Below are 16,311 nucleotides of genomic sequence, written 5' to 3'. Positions count from 1 at the left end.
AAAATATTTCCATCTGGATAAGTGTGGGAGGAGCGCTGGCTTGGCGGCTATACTTTAGCGCCGCCAGGGCAGCCGGTGTCATTTCTGAGGCTTGCCTGTCGAGCGCACATAATACAGCCGCCCTTCTTACTTCTTAATTAAGGAAAATAGCCAAGATGAAAACCGCCCTTTCCTGTGCAGTTCTGCTTGCCATGTCAGGTTCCGCGTGTGCGGCACCACAAACGGAAAAACAGATAGCCGAGCTTGTCAATCGCACTGTTATGCCGTTGATGAAAGAGCAGGCCGTTCCGGGCATGGCGGTGGCAGTAATTTATCATGGCCGGCCTTACTACTTCACTTGGGGAATGGCAAATATCGCAAGCAAGCAGCCCGTCACGCAACAGACATTGTTCGAGCTCGGGTCGGTCAGTAAAACGTTCACCGGTGTATTAGGCGGTGATGCCGTTGCCCGTGGCGAAATCAGCCTTAGCGATCCGGCGAGCAAATACTGGCCAGCACTTTCGGGTAAACAATGGGAAAAGATCAGTTTGCAGCATCTGGCGACTTATACTGCCGGTGGCTTGCCGCTGCAGGTTCCCGATGAGGTTAGCGATGAAGCGTCGCTGCAGAATTATTATCAAGCCTGGCAGCCGCAGTGGCCACCTGGCGTAAAGCGGCTTTATGCGAACACGAGTATTGGATTGTTCGGCATGCTGGCTGTCAAGCCGTCAGGCATGACCTTTGAGCAGGCGATGCTCAAACGCGTGTTCCAGCCCTTGAAATTAAAACATACCTGGATACACGTTCCGCAGCAGGAAGAAAAGCACTATGCCTGGGGCTATCGCGATGGGAAAGCTGTTCACGTTTCTCCGGGCATGCTGGATGCGGAAGCCTACGGCGTGAAATCGTCGATCGAGGATATGGCAAGCTGGGTGCAGCTAAACATGACGCCATCTGAAGTAAGTGAAACCTCGCTGCAAAAGGGAATGATGCTTGCTCAGTCACGCTACTGGCATGTGGGTAATATGTACCAGGGTCTGGGCTGGGAAATACTGGACTGGCCGATGCAAGCAAAAAACTTGGTCGGCGGTAGCGATAATAAAGTCGCACTGGCACCGCTGAGCGCCACAGAAATTAAACCGCCAGCGCCAGTGTCACTAGCCACTTGGGTACATAAAACCGGCTCAACCGGCGGGTTTGGCAGCTATGTGGCCTTCATTCCTGAAAAGAAAATCGGCATCGTGATGCTGGCGAACAAAAGCTATCCTAATCCCGTGCGTGTTGAAGCGGCTTACCGTATTCTTCAGGCACTACAGTGAATTTTTGACAATTAATGAATGTCTAATCAATCAATCCTAAAAAAAACAGCCTCCGAGCTATCGACACTAATCGCGCGCCAAGAATTAACGTCCGAGCAAGTGGTTTATGCCCATTGGGAAAATATGGTGCAACTTCAGCCAGCGCTCAATGCGGCAGCATTCATTCGCTGGGAAGGAGCGTTGAAAGAGGCTCGCATACTTGATCAGCAGCTTGCTGGCGGGAAAATCAAAGGGACATTGCATGGTGTGCCTTTTACGGTGAAGGACTGGATCGATGTCGCGGGGATGCCCTGTGCCGGGGGAGACATCAAGTATGCTAAACGGGTCCCAGCGCAGGATGCGACGGTGGTGAGACGATTGAGGCAAGCCGGTGGGATTGTTCTGGCGAAAAGTGCGGTGTTGGTTGAGGCTGAGATGTATGGCCGAGTATGCAATCCCCATCAAGTTGGCGCCAGTCCGGGAGGTTCCAGCAGTGGAGAAGCAGCCCTTATTGCTGCCTACGCCAGCCCACTTGGTATTGGAAGCGACTCGGGCGGTTCCATTCGCCAGCCGGCGGGGTATTGTGGCATTACCGGGTTAAAGCCGACTTCAGGAAGAGTTCCACTGACCGGGCATTTTCCTCAGATTAATCCCTTGGCCGATCCGAGAACAGTTATCGGTCCAATGGCCAGAAGTGTCCAGGATTTGTGCTTGGCGCTGAACATAATAGCTGGCGAGGACGGCGTAGATCCAAGCGTAATGCCAGTACCGTTAAGTTCAGCGATGGACGTGGCCATTCCTGGTTTGAGGGTGGCATTTTATACCTCGGTTGATGAGGCGCTCAACGTTGCTCCCGTTGCTCAAGAGATCGTGCAGGCGGTGCAAAATGTAGCGAAACTACTGGAGAAGTCCGGTTGCCAAGTTCAGGAAATGGCGCCGCCTCTATCAATCGAAGCGATGGCTATTACCCGCGATTACTGGGCGCGACCTGAATCGGGATCATGGGATGAGTGGCAGGTCAACTCCATGGTGTCGACGCTTAGCGCGGACCGGGTGGAACAGCATCTTTTCGCGTGGGACAAGTATCGACGCTCCCTGCTGAGGTTCATGAATGACGTCGATATTATTATTTGTCCGATTGCTGAACGTACCGCCGCCTTAACGGGCGAGGATGAAGGGAGTGTCATCTTCACGGCTCCGTACAGCCTGACCGGTTATCCGGTGGTAGCTATCCCTGTTACTAAGTCAAGCAATGGTTTGCCGATAGGTGTTCAGGTAATTGCCGGTCCTTGGCGGGAGGATCGTGCGCTTGCCGTGGCTCTTGTGATTGAGCAGGCCTTTGGCGGCGCGCCGTTGTGAAATGCTATGCTCCAGACAAGGTGGCGCCGCTGCTCAAGCGTCGAGCGGAATAGCTGCGCGACGCGCCCGCAGATGCAGGTGGCGGATGGTGGCCGATCAGTTTGCCGCCCTGCATGGGCGGGGCGTGCAAGGCACGATCGTTGGCCAAACCTATTATCTGGGTAATGCGCGCCTGATGACGGAATTGAATCTCTTGTCGCTGGAATTGCAAGCCATCCTGGCGCAGTTGGAACAGCAAGCCTACACGGCCATGGTGCTGGCCACGCCAGCCGGTGCGCTGGGCGTGATTGCCGTGGCCGACGTGCTGCGCCCGACGGCGCCCGCCGCCATCGCCAAATTGAATGCCTTGGGCGTGACCACCGTGATGCTGACGGGAGATAAGCTGTTGACGGCGCAGCGCATCTGCGAAGAAGTTGGCGTGAACCTGGTCAAGGCGGAATTGCTGCCGGAAAACAAGCTCGATGAAATCAATGCCTTGCAGCAGCAGTTTGGCGTGGTGGCCATGCTGGGCGACGGCGTCAACGACGCCCCGGCGCTGGCGCAGGCGGACATCGGCTTTGCCATCGGCATCAAGGCCGTCTTCTTCGGCCTGGCCCTGGCCGGCATGGCCACCCTGTGGATGGCCGTGTTCGCGGACGTGGGCGCCAGCCTGCTGGTGGTAGCCAACGGGCTGCGCTTGCTGCGTCATGGCAAGCGCCCTTAAATTACTGGAAAAATATTTCCATCTGGACAAGTGTGGTAAAAAACGCTACTTTGGGGCTTTTCACAACAATCCCACAATAGCCGATGCAACCCACCTTCCGCCTGGCCCTGCTGTCCGGCCTGCTGTTGTCCAGCACCAGCTTGCATGCCGAACCCGCCGGCAGCATCTGCGCCTCGCCCGCGCAGCCCGTGCGCGAACAGGGTTACGTGGCCATCAATGGCATCGAGCAATGGATCACGGTCACGGGAGCCGCCTGCGGCAATCCCGTGATCCTGTTCATCCATGGCGGTCCCGGCAATGCCTTGAGCCCTTACGCGGACGCCATCTATGCGGGCTGGGAACGCCACTACACCCTGGTACAGTGGGACCAGCGCGGCGCGGGCATGACGTATGCGAAACAGCGGCCCACAGACGACGTACCCTTGACGGTGGAACAGATGCGTGACGACGGCATTGCTGTCGCCCGCTATGTCGAACAGCATCTGGGCCAGCAGAAAGTCATTCTGATGGGCAGTTCCTGGGGCTCCATCCTGGGCGTGCACATGGCCAGGGCGCGCCCCGACTTGTTCCACGCATACATTGGCACGGCGCAGGTAATCAATGCGCGGGCCAACGAGACTGGCATGTACCGGGAAGTGCTTGCGCTGGCGCAAGCGGCCGGCGATACGACCACGGTGGACAAGCTGGCGGCGCTCGGTGCGCCACCATGGACGGACCCGCGCAACTTCGGCATCTTGCGCCGCTACGACCGAAAATATGAAGCCCTGGCAACGGATGCGCCGCCAAAACACTGGTGGCAGCCGGCGCCGTTCTACGCCACGCCGCAAGCGCTGGCCGATGCCGAGGCTTCCGACGATTACTCGTATATCCAGTTCATCGGCATGCGCGGCGACGGCATGTTCGCCAGGGTCGACCTGCCCGCGCTGGGCATGCGCTTTGAGCTGCCCGTCTTCTTCATCATGGGCGAAGCGGACCTGCTGACCTCGCCCGCCATCGCACACACGTATTTCGACAGCATCACGGCGCCCTACAAGAGTTTTACCCTGGTGAAACGGGCCGGCCACGACCCCAACCAGGCCGTGCTCGATGCACAATGGACGATCTTGCGCGACAAGGTGGCGCCTTTACTTAAGTAGTCAAGTAGAACGCCCGGCGCGGCGCATTCACGGCAAACCGTCCTTGTCGATTTGCGCCGTGAACTGGCGCTCGAAGTCCATCAGCTCCGGCACATTGAGGTCCGAGATGAGCCTGTACTCCATGCCGGACCGGCTCCAGCGTATCAAGTGATGGCCCTGCTTCACGGTCAGGCGTCGCGGCGCTTCTCGCTGCGCCTTGTCACGCCAGACATACAGGTTCAGCACATGTTGATCGCGGCGATGTGTGAGCGCGGCGACGGGACGCTCCTTGATATAGTCGAGGCGCCCACCGACCAATGGGAAGCCGGCTTGCGCCAGGTCAACTACGGGTGGTGAAAAATTGAGCTTGCCGCTGAACCATGGCTTGACGGTGTGCTGGTCGGATGACGCCACGTCGGCCAGGTGATCGGGCATCAGCGAACGGAAATGGCTGGCCACGATCTCCTGGTCCAGCCGTTCCGCATCCGATGGCACGGACAGATACAGCGCCAGAGTAACGGCAAAGGCCGCCGTGCTGGCGGCTGCAAGAGCAAGATTGATCCAAGGCCACGGCAGTTGCGCCCATTGTCGCCGACGCGGCGTCTTCATCGCCTATCGGCGACAGCCAGCTGGAATGGCTGAAGAGCGACCTGGACAAGCAGGTAAAATTGGGCGCGCTGCTGACGGTGGCCGCCATCGATGCCCAGGAAGTCAAGGAAGGTGCCGCGTTGGAACGGATCATTAACATCCAGGCGAAAAAATTCGTTTACACGCCAAGCGAAATCACCTTGAAGAAGGATGAGCCCGTGGTGCTGGCGTTCACGGCCATCGATTTCATCCATGGTTTTTTCATCCCGGACATGAAAATCCGTGCCGATCTGATGCCGGGCCAGCTCACGCAAGTGCGGCTGACACCCGGCCAGGCCGGTGAATACGCTTTCCTATGCGACAATTTTTGTGGCAGCGGCCACGAACTGATGGACGGAGAAATCATCGTCACGGACTAAGTGGTGCGATGAGCGGCGATTGTTCAAATCGTCATTCAGGCGGCCGCCCCCCGGCACCGCGTTGCGCCTGCCGCGCCGATGCCAGCGCCTCGACGAAGGCGGCGTCGCCCTCGGTGCAGGCGCTGGCCATGCAGCTGCCCGTGTCCTCGGCGATTCGGAAGCCTTCGCCCAGGCTGCTGGCATTGCCGCGCCCGCCATGCCCGCGCGCGGCGCTACGCAGCACCTGGCGCGAGGAAGAATAGCTGCCGCCCCGCGTGATGAAATAATCGCCTTCCGCTTCGCAGCCCCGGATCCAGGCCGCGCCATCGGCGGGCGCCCCCCGGTAATCGGGGTGCTGGCAATCGGCCACCCACTCGGCCACATTGCCCATCATGTCGTGCAGGCCGTAGCCGTTGGGCGCATACATGCCCACGACAGCCGTGTACTCGGCGCCATCGTCGCAATCGGTGACCAGCATGTCGAGGCCATGATCGCGCAGGGCCGCTGCCTTGAAGCGCCGGTCTTTCATATTGGCGTAGGTACATAACTGCTCGGGATGATCACCGGACGAGTATTTCGTGCTGGTGCCGGCGCGCGCCGCGTATTCCCATTCCGCCTCGCTGGGCAGGCGGAATGGGCGGCCCGTTTCCCGCGCCAGCCATTGCACATAGGCCGTCGCGTCGTTCCAGCTCACGCAGATGACGGGGTGATAGTCCGTTGGCGCATGCGCGGGGGCGTTCCAGCCCGACTCCTTTTGCGCGATGCCGTCAGTGCGGTCGAATGCCCAACATTCGCCAGCCGCCCGATAACCGGTGGCTGCAACAAATTGCCGGAACTGCGCCACCGTCGTCTCGTATTTTGCCAGTCGGAATGCGGCCACGCGCACTTCGTGGGGCGGCCCCTCGGCCGGATTGTGGCTGCCGTCGCCGATGCGCGGCTCCGTGCTGCCCATGGTAAACACACCGGCGGGAATACTGGCCATGGGCGGGAGGATGGGTGCGGCGTCGGCCTGGGCGCTGCAAAAGATGGCGCAGGCAAAGATAAGCGTGATGTGCTTCATGTGGCTCCTGTAATCGGTGGGTGAAAACACAGATTGACAGTTCGGCCAGAGGATGGCGGTGCGCATGCGACGAATCGACAATAGGGCCGATGAATGGCAAGCCATGTTCTGGTCAATCAGGCAACGGGCCGCTACACTATGCCCATGATCAGAAAAACGACTTTGGCACAGGGCTGGCATTCACTTTGGGAACTGCGCCCCCGGCACGATGTGTCCACCCTGAGCCGCCTGCTGGTCGTTTCCCTGATCGGTGTGGCCCTGGCATTGGCCCTGATGGCCATCGTGGCCATCTTCGGCCGGGTCGACCGGCCGCTCTGGTGGTGGGCGTCGCTGCTGCCGAACATCGGCATCTGCCTGTGCATCGTGCATACCCTGTTTGGCGTGCTGCGCCTTGCCGAGCGCTGCCTGCCGGCGCCGCTCGTCGAGCGCATGTCGAACGTGCGCGACTTGCGCGCCGGCATGGGTCTGGGCGCGCTGGCCCTGGGCGGCATTATCGTCGGCATGAGCATCGGTTTCACCATCGTCCCGATACTGGTGGGTTTCAAGGTGTGGGGCATGTTCGTCTCCCTGCCTGCCGCGCTGACCAAGTTTGCCGTGTTCATCCTGTTTGTGATGGCGGCCAACTGGGCCTGGTGGCGTTCGCGCCTGCGCCAGCAGCAGCTGCAAACCGAGGTGACGGATGCGCACCTGCGCCTGCTGCAGGGCCAGATCGAGCCGCACCTGCTGTTCAATACCCTGGCGAATATCCAGAGCCTGATGGACTACGACCCGCCGCGCGCGAAACGCATGCTGGAAATGTTTTCCAGCTATCTGCGCGCCAGCCTGGCCCAGCTGCGCCAGGGCGACAGCACCCTGGACGCGGAACTCGACATGGCGAGCCAGTATCTTTCATTGTTACAAATACGCATGGATGAGCGCCTGCGTTTCCGCATCGACGCCAGCGCGGAGGCGCGCCTGGCCCGCATGCCCACGCTGATGCTGCAGCCGCTAGTCGAGAACGCCGTCCAGCACGGACTGGCGCCCAGGCTGGACGGCGGCAGCGTCGTCGTGCATGCGGCAGTGCACGCGGGCCGCCTGGAAATCCGCGTGCTTGACGACGGCGTGGGCTTGACGGCGCCCGGCAAGCCACGCCGTGCGGGTGGCGGCCTGGCGCTGGCCAATCTGCGGTCGCGCCTGCAGGCTCAGTTCGGCGCCGCCGCCAGCCTGAGCCTGCGTGAGCGCGAGATTGGGCCTGGCGTCGAAGCCGTGCTGGAGCTGCCCTACCAGCGCGCCGCCGGCGCCCCCGCAGTGCAGGCAGCGGCATGATGCGCGCCCTGATCGCGGACGATGAACCGCACTTGGCGCTCTACCTGCGCGACCAGCTGCTGGCCCTGTGGCCGGACTTGCAGATCATTCATATGGCGCGCAATGGCGTCGAGGCCGCCGCCTGCATCGCCGAGCTGGAACCCGATATCGCCTTCCTCGATATCCAGATGCCGGGACTGACCGGACTGGAGGTGGCGCAAGGCATCGAAGGCCATACCCGCGTGGTATTCGTCACGGCCTACGACGAATTTGCCCTGCAAGCCTTCGAGCACGCGGCGCTCGATTACGTATTGAAACCCCTCACCATCGAACGGCTGGCCCGAACCGTGGCGCGCTTGCGGTCGGTGGCGCCCTTGCCTCCCGCCAGTGCGGCCATGGCACAGGCGCTGCAGCAACTGACGGCCGCGCCCTGCCCTGTCCGCCCCCGGCTGCGCTACATACTCGCGTCCCGGGGCGAGCGCACGCACCACCTCGACGTGGCCAAGGTGCGCTTTTTTCATGCCGACGACAAGTACACGGTCGTCGCCAGCGTGGACGGCGAATTCCTGATACGCACGCCCATCACGGAACTGGCCAACCAACTTGATCCGGAACAATTCTGGCAAGTGCACCGCTCCACTCTGATCAACCTGGCCTGGCTGGACGGCACGCGCCGCGACGACGCCAGCCGTTTGTTCCTGCGCATGCGCGACCATGCGGGCGAGCTGCCCGTGAGCCGCGCTTTCGTCCACCTGTTCAGGGCCATGTAGCTCCAGCTACCAAGTAGCGCTGACGTCGCCGGAGGTCGTCCTGGCGTCGATCTGGCAAGTCTTGCCCTCAGCCAACTGCGGGTCCGAGGTACGAAAATGCAACTGGCCCGCCGTTTGCGCGGCGAGCCAGTATTCAGTTCAATATTGTCGGGGCGTAAGGCCCCGTCCATCAAACCGCGCGGCGTGCCCTCAGATGCAAATGGCGGATGGTGGCCGCGGCCGCCATCAGGATGGCGGAAGCCGTTGCCAGCACGACAATAAATGCCTTGTCGAACGCTGAACGGGCCAGCTCCGACACTTGCAAGCCCAGTTCGGCCGGCAATTGCTCGGCGGCCAGCAGCGCCGCGTCGAGGGTGTCATGGGCATTCGGCAACAGGCCAGCGCTTTCCGGGATCACCAGAGTGGCGCTGTAGACCGCCGACATGATCGTGCCTAGCACCGTCACGCCGATCACGGCGCCCAGTTCGTACGACACTTCCTCGATCGAGGCGGCCATGCCAGCCTGTTGCGGTGCCACGTTCAGCATCACGGCGCTGGATGCGGCCGTCATGACGGCGCCCAGGCCAAGGCCCAGGATCACCAGGCTGGCCACTTGCGCCGAGACGGCGGCGTCATGCAGCACCAAATACGATGCCATGCCGATACCGGACAGCAGCAGCGAACCCCACAATACCTTGGCCTTGTCGGCGCGCGGCAGCATGAAACCCGTCAGCGGGCCGGCAAATACGGACGCCAGCGGCAGCGGCAACAGCAGCAAGCCAGCTTCCAGCGGTGACAGCTCGCGCACCAGCTGCATGTGCTGGCTCAGCGCCAGTTCCATGCCGATCAGGGCGGCGGACGCCACCATGGCGGCCGCCACGGCGCTGGAAAACGGCAGTTCGCGGAACAGGGCGAAGTCGATCAGCGGCTTGGCTTGGCGCTTCTGGCGGCGCACGAACTTCAGCATGAAGAAGGCGCCCACGGCGAACGAGGCGGCCGCCAGCGCATACGAGGGCTGCGACTTGCCCAGCTCCTTGATCGCATACACGCCACCAAGCAGACCCATCATGATTTGCAACGAGCCCTTCAAGTCCCACGGCTTGTCGCGGTTACCGGCCCGTTTTGGCAGTACCACGGCGGCCAGCACCAGGGTCAGCAGCACGATGGGCACGTTGATCAGGAAGACGGAGCCCCACCAGTAGTGTTCCATCAGGAAACCGCCCAGCACGGGGCCGAACGCGGCGCCACCGGAGGCAATCGCCGCCCACACGCCGATGGCGAACGAGCGCTCGCGGTTATCGGTAAAGGTCAGGCGGATGATGGACAAGGTGGCCGGCATCATCAGCGCGGCGCCGATGGCCAGCAGGATGCGGGCAAAAATCAGCCATTCCGGCGCGGGCGAAAACGCGGCGCACAGCGAAGCGATGCCGAACACGGCCAGGCCGGCGAGGAAAACGGGTTTGTGGCTCAAACGGTCACCGAGGGTGCCGAGGCCGGGCAGCAGACCGGAGACGACCAGCGCGTACACGTTGATGATCCACAGTTTTTGCGAGGATGTCGCCTGCAAGTCGCGCGTCAGCGCGGGCAAGGCGGTGTAGAGCACGGTCATGTCGACCACGATCAGGAACAGGGCGCTGGAGACGATGGCCAGCGTCAGCCATTTTTTCATTGGATGCATAAACAACTCATGTATTATTTAACAACTATCGGTTTGGATGAATTTGGTGCTGCGCAAATATTTACGTTCCAGGCTGCCACGGGCCTGGCCTTGTCGGGGGCGGCGGGCGTCAGCCACGGTCGCCATCCTTGTCATCTACCGCAGCGCTCGCTGGGGAAGCGTCCAGTTCGCGCAGCATGACGACGGACACTTGCTTGAAACCACGACCCTGGAAGAATTTCTGTGCCGTCAGGTTATGCGCGCCGCATTCGAGGAATAAACGGGCGATGCCGTGGCTGCGCAGCTCGTCGGCTACCCACTCCACCAGCAAGCTGCCGATGCCGCTGCCGCGCACGGAAGGCAGCAAGACCAGGTCGTCCAGCGCGGCGAACGATTTCGAGGCGCGCTGGCGCGTGTCTATCGACACGAGGGCCATGCCGACGATGGCGTCGCCGGACATGGCGACAGCCAGCAGGGTCGAATCGCCATGCGCCCAGTCATGCGACAGGGCGGCGCGGATTTCGCCGCGTATCACCTCAGGCAAGTCCGCGCGCCAGTTGCCAGGCGCATCGGCGCGCTCTCCCTGCAGCTCCGAATGGGAGATATAGTCGGCGCTGACGTTGTCAAGATATAAATTGCACAAAGTATCTTCGGCGGTGGCGTCGTGACACCAGCTGAAGCTGATGGCGGGGGTATGGGCTTGAGCGTTTTTCATGGCGGATCTCATGTTATTGAATTAGTAAAGGCATTTTATGTCGCCCCTGAATGGCATTCAAGTTAAAATCCATCTGTAAAACAGATAGGTGGATGCCATGCAATGGACTTTGGAACAAATGCGCTACTTTGAGGCGGCTGTCGCGGCCGGTTCTTTCTCGGGCGCGGCGCGCCGGCTGGGCCGCGCCCAATCGGTGGTCAGCACCTCGATCGGCTTGCTGGAAGCGGAATTCGGCGTGGAACTGTTCGATCGCTCGCGCCGCAGCGCCGTGCTGACAGAAGCGGGCAAGGTGATGCACCTGGAAGCGTGCGAACTGCTGCGCCAGGCCGAGCGATTGCAGCTGCGCGCGCAACTCTTGAGCGTGGCACCCGAAGCCCAGCTCACCCTGGCACTGGACGAAGCCCTGCCCTACCTGGCCATCAGTACGCTGGTGAAAGAATTGGCGGCACGCTACCCGGCGCTGGAACTGGTCATGCTCAACGCGACGGCGTCGGAAGTGGCGCAATACGTGGAGCAGCAGCAAGCCGACGTGGCCTTCCACTTCGACCGCGGCCCCATCTCGCCCGTGCTGGAACAGCAGCACATCGGCAGCGTGGCGCAAGGCGTGTTCGTCGCGAAAGGCCACCCCATGGCCCACGGCCAGGAAGTGAGCCGCAACGAACTGACCCGCTACCGCCAGCTGATCATGGATTCCGAGTTGAACCGCGAACACGCCTTCAGCCCCGCCGTCTGGTTTTCCGACAGTTTTTACAGCATCGCGGAAATGGTCGCGGACGAGCTGGGCTGGGCCATTCTGCCGCTGAATATCGCCAATTACGACAACTACAAGGGTTATTTGCAGGAAGTGCCCTGCCCTGCCTTGGCCTTGTCACGCCTGCCCGTGCGGCGCTTGTCGATTCATGGGAAGAAACTCAGCGAGACGAGTTTGTGGCTGACGACGAGGCTGGCGGAATTGCTGTTGGATGGGCCGAGGGGCTAAGGCTTACTGCAGTCATTCAAGTAATAAAGAAGTAAAAACCGGTTCCGGCATTTTGGTGGCATGGCAAAGGCAGTATGATGGCCGTAGTTGAAAGGTATATCGAAAAGATGCCCCTTGCATTGAATGCCATCTCAATTCACAAGCAGAACTGGCGGCATAAAATTGCACTGCACGGTGACTTTACTGTGACTGCGAGAAGGAGCACAGCATGGATTTCGATTGGCATGGCGGCGTCATTAAGCGGAACACGGTCATTGATGCCCACTACAGGAGCACGCAAAACGTGAGGCGTTTCCTGTTTGACCAGTGCGGTCCCGCATTCAAGCTTGACCGTGATTTCATGGCCTGGATACGCGACGGCGCCGTCAAAACCATGGGCGATGTCGCGGATGAATGGATGCGTAGGCATCATCAAGCCAGTGATGCGTAAATAAACAAATTAAACAAATATTAGTTAGACCTGAAAGCTTTACATGATGCACTCAACTGTCTTAAGCAACTGGCTCGCCATGGCGAAAGACGATGCCGTGGAGATTGATCCCGACGACATCAATCACGAAGCATTGAGCAATATGTGGAGGTTTTCTCCCACGGACGAGGAAACGCCGCAGATCCATGCGGCGGATATCGTTGCGTTCATCGGCCAGGTGATTGCGGCCCGCAGCAGCGCACTCAAAGGCGAGGACATGCTGTTCTATTGCTGGCACGATGCGCAATGCCGCCAACTACGGTTCAGCCTGGTGTCGCGTTCGCATGGCCGGCTGCCGTTTCGCTGCGAGTTGCGCGAAACGCAGGATCTGGCGCTGATCGTCGACCGCGTGGTGAACGGGGACTGGCGCAACGAGCACTATATGCAGGAACCGCCAGAGCAAGGGGATGAACAGGAGCCGGCGCCGTTCGTCCTGCCCGTCTTCGTGGCGCCTGTGCCGCAGGAATCCGCGCACGATCACGCCTGAAAACGCGCGGGCCGGCAAGCCTCCAGGGCTGACGCTGGCTGTCCATCGACGATTTCCTCGCTGGCGAGCTGGCCCACGATGGCCGCCAGCACCACGCCCGGATGCATGGCGCATACGTACACGCTTTCGACCTGCGGCAAATAGCCGATGACGGGTACGCCGTCAAAGGGCATGGGGCGCAGGCCGACACAGGCAAGTTCCAGCGCGATGGCGTCGGCGCCCTCGAGTTCATTGCGGATCGTGCTGGCCGTTTGCTGTGCCATGGCGGCAGGCTGGTTTTCAGGCGCGTCATCCACGTAGTCTTCCGCTGCCAGCAGGGTCCCGTCTTCGGCTTGCCGCACTTCCATTGCATGGCTGGAAATAATGCCGCACACCAGGCCCGGAGGCGCCTTGTAGCGCAGGAAGATGGCGGGCGAGGCGTGGATGGGCAGGCTGGCGCCCAGTTTCTGCGCCAGCGCGGCAGTGCCTGTGCCCGCTGCCAGCACGACCATATCGGCCTCGATGACCTTGGTGGCCGTTTCCACGCCCGTCACCCGCCCGTCCTGGATGGAAAAGCCCAGCACGGGCGTGTGCGTGCGGACAGTCGCGCCCAGCGCCCGGGCCGCTGCCAGCAAGGCATGCGTGGCGGCAACGGCGTCGAGGGCGCCATGCTCCGGCTCGTACAGCGCTTGTTCCGGCGGCTGCCGCAGCTGCGGTTCAAGCTGGGCGATGCGCGAGCGGTCTATCAAGATGGACCCGGGCGACACCCGCCCATCCTGCGTGCCATACGACAAGGCGCCATGCCAGCGCACCGTCAAGCCGGGCACTTGTGTTTCCAGCTGCCGATAGGCCTCGATGGCGCCGCCGCGCAGGGCCGCAATGGGGGCGGACCCCGCGCAGGACGTGTTAATCCAGGCAAACGAGGTGCTCGTCACGCCGGAAGCGATGCCGCCCGCCTCGACCACGGTGACTTGCGCGCCCTTGCTGGCCAGGTGATACGCGAGCGACGCACCGACGATGCCGGCGCCGATGACGATGATGTGTTGCGGCTTTTTTCGATTCATATTTGCTAACTTTGAATATTTGTCACAGGGCAGAGTCTACCCCAGCCACCCGCAAATCCAGCGTGTAGGCATGGCCATCGACGACCTTGCCTTCCACCATGGCAATATCGGGTACGGCCCTTCCCTGCACGAAACCGCAGCGTTCCAGCACGCGGATTGACGCCGCATTGCCATCGATGGCGTAGGCGCACAGGCTGGCAAGCTGCCATTCGTCTTGCGCCAGGGAAATCAGGAAGCGCAGCGCGGCCGTGGCCAGGCCCTTGCCCGCCTGCTGTTCCCCGATGCGGTAGCCGACTTCGGCCGTTTTAGCCTGCGCGTCTATATCCTTGAGGTTGGCGCGGCCGATCAAATGTCCGTCTTCATCGACAATGACGCAGGGGTGCAAACGCTCCTGTTCGTGCTCGTCCAGGAATTGCCTGACGTGAGCATGGATGCCCTCAATACTGTAAAAATCGTCCGGGCGCGAGTCGATATGGCGCTCGAACCAGGCCCGGTTGGCTTGCTCAAATGCCAGCAGTGGCCCGGCGTCGTCCCGGTGCAAGATGCGGATGGTGTATGTGCTCATGGATGCTCCGAACTATGCCGGTGTGGGCAGGGAAAGGCATGAGTCTAGTGATGCGCCACCCGGCCCGTCAATCTTGATTCCATCAATCAATATAAAATGACAAACGCTACAATGGCCGCCATGAACAACGATTTGTCCGCTACTGAGGCGGCGCGCCTCTTGGGCGTCAGCCTGCCTACCCTCTATTCCTATGTCAGCCGGGGCTTGCTGGTTTCCGTCAGCCATGGCGCGGCGCGCCGCAAGCGCTATCCGCAAGAGGAAGTATTGCGCCTGGCAGCCCGCAAGAATGACGCCAGGCGGGGTGGCCAGGCGGCCGTGACCGCCATGCACTGGGGTTTGCCGGTGCTGGAAACGCAGATTTCCCACATTCTCGAAGGACGATTGCTGTACCGGGGCTGCGATGCGACGTTGCTGGCGCAGCACGCAAGCCTGGAAACGGCCGCCAGCCTGCTGTGGGACGATGGCGCAATCGACTATTTTCATCAAGACGCGCCGCCCCTGCCGCCACAGCTGGCCAGCGCGCCGGACGCCACGCCACTCACGCGCGCCATGGTCGCCATGGTCGCCATGGCCATGCCGGCGTCCACGCCCGCGCCGGCGACTACGCCTGCAAGCATGCTGCAGGCCGGCCCCGCCCTGATGCGCACCCTGGCCGCCGCCCTGCTGCAGACGGCGCCGTCCGCCCTGCCGTTGCACCAGCAACTGGCTCTGGCGTGGCAAGCCGACGCGGAACAGACTGAATTGCTTCGCGCCGCGCTGGTGCTGCTGGCCGACCATGAATTGAATGCGTCGACCTTTGCCGTACGCTGCGTCGCTTCGACGGGCGCCAGCCTGCCCGCCGCGCTGGGTGCGGGCTTGGCGGCCCTGTCAGGAGACAGGCACGGCGGCGGGAGCGCAGCGGCGCGGCGCATGTTGACGCAGGCGTTGGCAGCGTCTGACGCCAGGGACGCCGTCGGCGCCTATTACATGAGCATCGCACCGGAGTTTGCCGGCTTTGGCCACCCGCTGTATCCTCACGGCGACCCGCGTGCCGCGTATCTGCTGGGAATCTTGGCGACGCTGGCGCACGAGCCCCCGCGGCTGCAGGCGATCCTGGCTGCATGCGCCACGGCGGAAGAGTTGCTCGACGCCCGCCCGAATGCCGACCTGGCGCTCGCCGCCATGGAGCTGGCTTTCGGCTGGCCCGAGGGCGCGGGCATGAGCGTGTTTGCGCTGGCCCGCTCGGCCGGCTGGATCGCGCATGCTGCCGAGCAAGCCGCCAGCGCGGCCCTGATACGGCCGCGGGCCCGCTACATCGGGCGCCACCTGCGCGATTAAAAATCCAGGCTTGATTTATTACGCATACGTAGTAGTATACTTCGCATGCGTACCAATACCTTCCCTCAGCCCGAACTTTCCAATACCCCAGCAGCCTGCCCGCTGGGCGAGCGTTCGCCGCGCCTGTTCAATCTGCTCAACCTGGCGCGCCAGAACCTGTTCCGCTCGGCCGATGCCGTCTTTACCAGCGAACTGGGCTTTTCCGGCACGCAAGTTGTCGCCCTGTTTGCCCTGAAGGGCGAGGAAGGCTGCCAATTGAAGGATCTGGGACGATTGTTGCAGCTGAAAAATTCGGCCGTGACAGGTCTGGTGGCGCGCATGGAAGAAAACGGCCTCATCGTGCGCGGCCAGTCGGCGTTAGATGCGCGCGCCGGCACCCTGCACATGTCGGCCAAGGGCGGCGAGGTGCTGGCCGCCGCCCTGCCCCTGCTCGACAGCCTGAATGAACAATTGAAGCAAGGTTTCAGCGAAGAAGAACTGGCCGTCGTCGCACGCTTCCTGCTGCACGCCTCGCGCCTGCGTTTTGCGCAGGACGTCTGAGTCATC

18 protein-coding genes are annotated in these 16,311 nt (G+C 61.6%); 12 read left to right on the top strand and 6 right to left on the bottom strand.

Translation table 11 applies throughout. From position 1 onward, the window contains the following. The first annotated feature begins 155 nt into the window (after window positions 1-155). The 4 genes from ampC (at window position 156) to C8C89_RS18025 (ending at window position 4,475) form a co-directional block, all read left to right on the top strand. Window positions 156-1,298: a CMY2/MIR/ACT/EC family class C beta-lactamase gene (gene ampC / locus C8C89_RS18040; protein ID WP_133991526.1), complete on the top strand. Its 1,143-nt coding sequence runs from the start codon at window positions 156-158 to the stop codon at window positions 1,296-1,298. Window positions 1,299-1,316: 18 nt separating this feature from the next. Further along, window positions 1,317-2,636 (top strand): amidase, encoded by a 1,320-nt coding sequence (locus tag C8C89_RS18035; RefSeq protein WP_133991524.1) that lies wholly within the window; start codon window positions 1,317-1,319, stop codon window positions 2,634-2,636. 85 nt (window positions 2,637-2,721) lie between these two features. Beyond that, window positions 2,722-3,339, top strand: a complete 618-nt coding sequence (locus C8C89_RS18030) for an HAD-IC family P-type ATPase (protein ID WP_243858074.1) — start codon at window positions 2,722-2,724, stop codon at window positions 3,337-3,339. A gap of 83 nt (window positions 3,340-3,422) precedes the next feature. Beyond that, window positions 3,423-4,475, top strand: a complete 1,053-nt coding sequence (locus C8C89_RS18025) for an alpha/beta hydrolase (protein WP_133991522.1) — start codon at window positions 3,423-3,425, stop codon at window positions 4,473-4,475. 27 nt (window positions 4,476-4,502) lie between these two features. On the opposite strand, the gene C8C89_RS18020 is transcribed toward C8C89_RS18025, so the two are convergent. Further along, on the bottom strand, window positions 4,503-5,063 hold the full coding sequence (locus C8C89_RS18020) for an anti-sigma factor (RefSeq protein WP_133991520.1): 561 nt from the start codon (window positions 5,061-5,063) through the stop codon (window positions 4,503-4,505). 59 nt (window positions 5,064-5,122) lie between these two features. On the opposite strand from C8C89_RS18020, the gene C8C89_RS18015 reads away from it, so the two are divergent. Further along, on the top strand, window positions 5,123-5,461 hold the full coding sequence (locus C8C89_RS18015) for a cupredoxin domain-containing protein (RefSeq protein WP_243858072.1): 339 nt from the start codon (window positions 5,123-5,125) through the stop codon (window positions 5,459-5,461). Window positions 5,462-5,492: 31 nt separating this feature from the next. Here C8C89_RS18015 and C8C89_RS18010 read toward each other — a convergent pair whose 3' ends face one another. Further along, on the bottom strand, window positions 5,493-6,500 hold the full coding sequence (locus C8C89_RS18010) for a formylglycine-generating enzyme family protein (RefSeq protein WP_166674787.1): 1,008 nt from the start codon (window positions 6,498-6,500) through the stop codon (window positions 5,493-5,495). A 210-nt stretch (window positions 6,501-6,710) separates the two neighbouring features. Here C8C89_RS18010 and C8C89_RS18005 point away from each other — a divergent pair, with 210 nt between their 5' ends. Together C8C89_RS18005 and C8C89_RS18000 are read left to right on the top strand one after the other, a co-directional pair. Then, entirely contained in the window at window positions 6,711-7,805 is a 1,095-nt protein-coding gene (locus tag C8C89_RS18005; protein WP_166674786.1) for a histidine kinase, read from the top strand. Then, window positions 7,802-8,554: a LytTR family DNA-binding domain-containing protein gene (locus C8C89_RS18000; RefSeq protein ID WP_133991512.1), complete on the top strand. Its 753-nt coding sequence runs from the start codon at window positions 7,802-7,804 to the stop codon at window positions 8,552-8,554. Before C8C89_RS18005 ends, C8C89_RS18000 begins: the two co-directional genes overlap by 4 nt. Before the next feature lie 169 nt (window positions 8,555-8,723). On the opposite strand, the gene C8C89_RS17995 is transcribed toward C8C89_RS18000, so the two are convergent. Then, window positions 8,724-10,202, bottom strand: coding sequence for an MFS transporter (locus C8C89_RS17995; protein ID WP_279587413.1), 1,479 nt, complete (start codon window positions 10,200-10,202; stop codon window positions 8,724-8,726). Between the two features lie 118 nt (window positions 10,203-10,320). Next, window positions 10,321-10,905, bottom strand: coding sequence for a GNAT family N-acetyltransferase (locus C8C89_RS17990; RefSeq protein ID WP_166674785.1), 585 nt, complete (start codon window positions 10,903-10,905; stop codon window positions 10,321-10,323). 97 nt (window positions 10,906-11,002) lie between these two features. On the opposite strand from C8C89_RS17990, the gene C8C89_RS17985 reads away from it, so the two are divergent. The 3 genes from C8C89_RS17985 to C8C89_RS17975 all read left to right on the top strand — a co-directional run bounded on the left by C8C89_RS17985 (window position 11,003) and on the right by C8C89_RS17975 (window position 12,840). Continuing rightward, window positions 11,003-11,884 (top strand): LysR family transcriptional regulator, encoded by an 882-nt coding sequence (locus tag C8C89_RS17985; RefSeq protein ID WP_166674784.1) that lies wholly within the window; start codon window positions 11,003-11,005, stop codon window positions 11,882-11,884. Window positions 11,885-12,092: 208 nt separating this feature from the next. Beyond that, on the top strand, window positions 12,093-12,314 hold the full coding sequence (locus C8C89_RS17980; protein WP_133991506.1) for a DUF6434 domain-containing protein: 222 nt from the start codon (window positions 12,093-12,095) through the stop codon (window positions 12,312-12,314). Window positions 12,315-12,357: 43 nt separating this feature from the next. After that, the gene (locus C8C89_RS17975) at window positions 12,358-12,840 is read left to right on the top strand and encodes a hypothetical protein (RefSeq protein ID WP_243858070.1); all 483 of its coding nucleotides are present in this window, start codon (window positions 12,358-12,360) and stop codon (window positions 12,838-12,840) included. Here C8C89_RS17975 and C8C89_RS17970 read toward each other — a convergent pair. Next, on the bottom strand, window positions 12,831-13,883 hold the full coding sequence (locus C8C89_RS17970) for an FAD-binding oxidoreductase (protein ID WP_133991504.1): 1,053 nt from the start codon (window positions 13,881-13,883) through the stop codon (window positions 12,831-12,833). The two genes, C8C89_RS17975 and C8C89_RS17970, sit on opposite strands and share 10 nt — an antisense overlap. A 22-nt stretch (window positions 13,884-13,905) precedes the next feature. Continuing rightward, window positions 13,906-14,448 carry a GNAT family N-acetyltransferase gene (locus tag C8C89_RS17965; RefSeq protein WP_101481261.1) on the bottom strand — a complete coding sequence of 181 codons (543 nt, stop codon included), beginning with the start codon at window positions 14,446-14,448 and terminating at the stop codon, window positions 13,906-13,908. A gap of 96 nt (window positions 14,449-14,544) precedes the next feature. Here C8C89_RS17965 and C8C89_RS17960 point away from each other — a divergent pair, with 96 nt between their 5' ends. Together C8C89_RS17960 and C8C89_RS17955 are read left to right on the top strand one after the other, a co-directional pair. Further along, a complete protein-coding gene (locus tag C8C89_RS17960) occupies window positions 14,545-15,765 on the top strand; it encodes a citrate synthase (protein WP_243858068.1) in 1,221 nt (406 codons plus the stop codon). A 45-nt stretch (window positions 15,766-15,810) separates the two neighbouring features. After that, the gene (locus C8C89_RS17955; RefSeq protein WP_133991502.1) at window positions 15,811-16,305 is read left to right on the top strand and encodes a MarR family winged helix-turn-helix transcriptional regulator; all 495 of its coding nucleotides are present in this window, start codon (window positions 15,811-15,813) and stop codon (window positions 16,303-16,305) included. Window positions 16,306-16,311: the final 6 nt, after the last annotated feature.

The sequence above is a fragment of the Janthinobacterium sp. 75 genome, from assembly GCF_004365495.1.
Taxonomy (GTDB): Bacteria; Pseudomonadota; Gammaproteobacteria; order Burkholderiales; family Burkholderiaceae_D; genus Janthinobacterium.
This window is presented reverse-complemented; position numbering and strand designations above follow the sequence as displayed.

Coding starts and splice junctions, on each gene's coding strand:
- C8C89_RS17970 (WP_133991504.1), bottom strand. CDS start 13,883: ATGAATCGAAAAAAGCCGCAACACATCATCGTCATCGGCGCCGGCATC.
- C8C89_RS17995 (WP_279587413.1), bottom strand. CDS start 10,202: ATGAAAAAATGGCTGACGCTGGCCATCGTCTCCAGCGCCCTGTTCCTG.
- C8C89_RS18025 (WP_133991522.1), top strand. CDS start 3,423: ATGCAACCCACCTTCCGCCTGGCCCTGCTGTCCGGCCTGCTGTTGTCC.
- C8C89_RS18030 (WP_243858074.1), top strand. CDS start 2,722: ATGGTGGCCGATCAGTTTGCCGCCCTGCATGGGCGGGGCGTGCAAGGC.
- C8C89_RS17990 (WP_166674785.1), bottom strand. CDS start 10,905: ATGAAAAACGCTCAAGCCCATACCCCCGCCATCAGCTTCAGCTGGTGT.
- C8C89_RS17965 (WP_101481261.1), bottom strand. CDS start 14,448: ATGAGCACATACACCATCCGCATCTTGCACCGGGACGACGCCGGGCCA.
- C8C89_RS17975 (WP_243858070.1), top strand. CDS start 12,358: ATGATGCACTCAACTGTCTTAAGCAACTGGCTCGCCATGGCGAAAGAC.
- ampC (WP_133991526.1), top strand. CDS start 156: ATGAAAACCGCCCTTTCCTGTGCAGTTCTGCTTGCCATGTCAGGTTCC.
- C8C89_RS17980 (WP_133991506.1), top strand. CDS start 12,093: ATGGATTTCGATTGGCATGGCGGCGTCATTAAGCGGAACACGGTCATT.
- C8C89_RS17960 (WP_243858068.1), top strand. CDS start 14,545: ATGACAAACGCTACAATGGCCGCCATGAACAACGATTTGTCCGCTACT.
- C8C89_RS17955 (WP_133991502.1), top strand. CDS start 15,811: ATGCGTACCAATACCTTCCCTCAGCCCGAACTTTCCAATACCCCAGCA.
- C8C89_RS17985 (WP_166674784.1), top strand. CDS start 11,003: ATGCAATGGACTTTGGAACAAATGCGCTACTTTGAGGCGGCTGTCGCG.
- C8C89_RS18010 (WP_166674787.1), bottom strand. CDS start 6,500: ATGAAGCACATCACGCTTATCTTTGCCTGCGCCATCTTTTGCAGCGCC.
- C8C89_RS18020 (WP_133991520.1), bottom strand. CDS start 5,063: ATGAAGACGCCGCGTCGGCGACAATGGGCGCAACTGCCGTGGCCTTGG.
- C8C89_RS18035 (WP_133991524.1), top strand. CDS start 1,317: ATGTCTAATCAATCAATCCTAAAAAAAACAGCCTCCGAGCTATCGACA.
- C8C89_RS18000 (WP_133991512.1), top strand. CDS start 7,802: ATGATGCGCGCCCTGATCGCGGACGATGAACCGCACTTGGCGCTCTAC.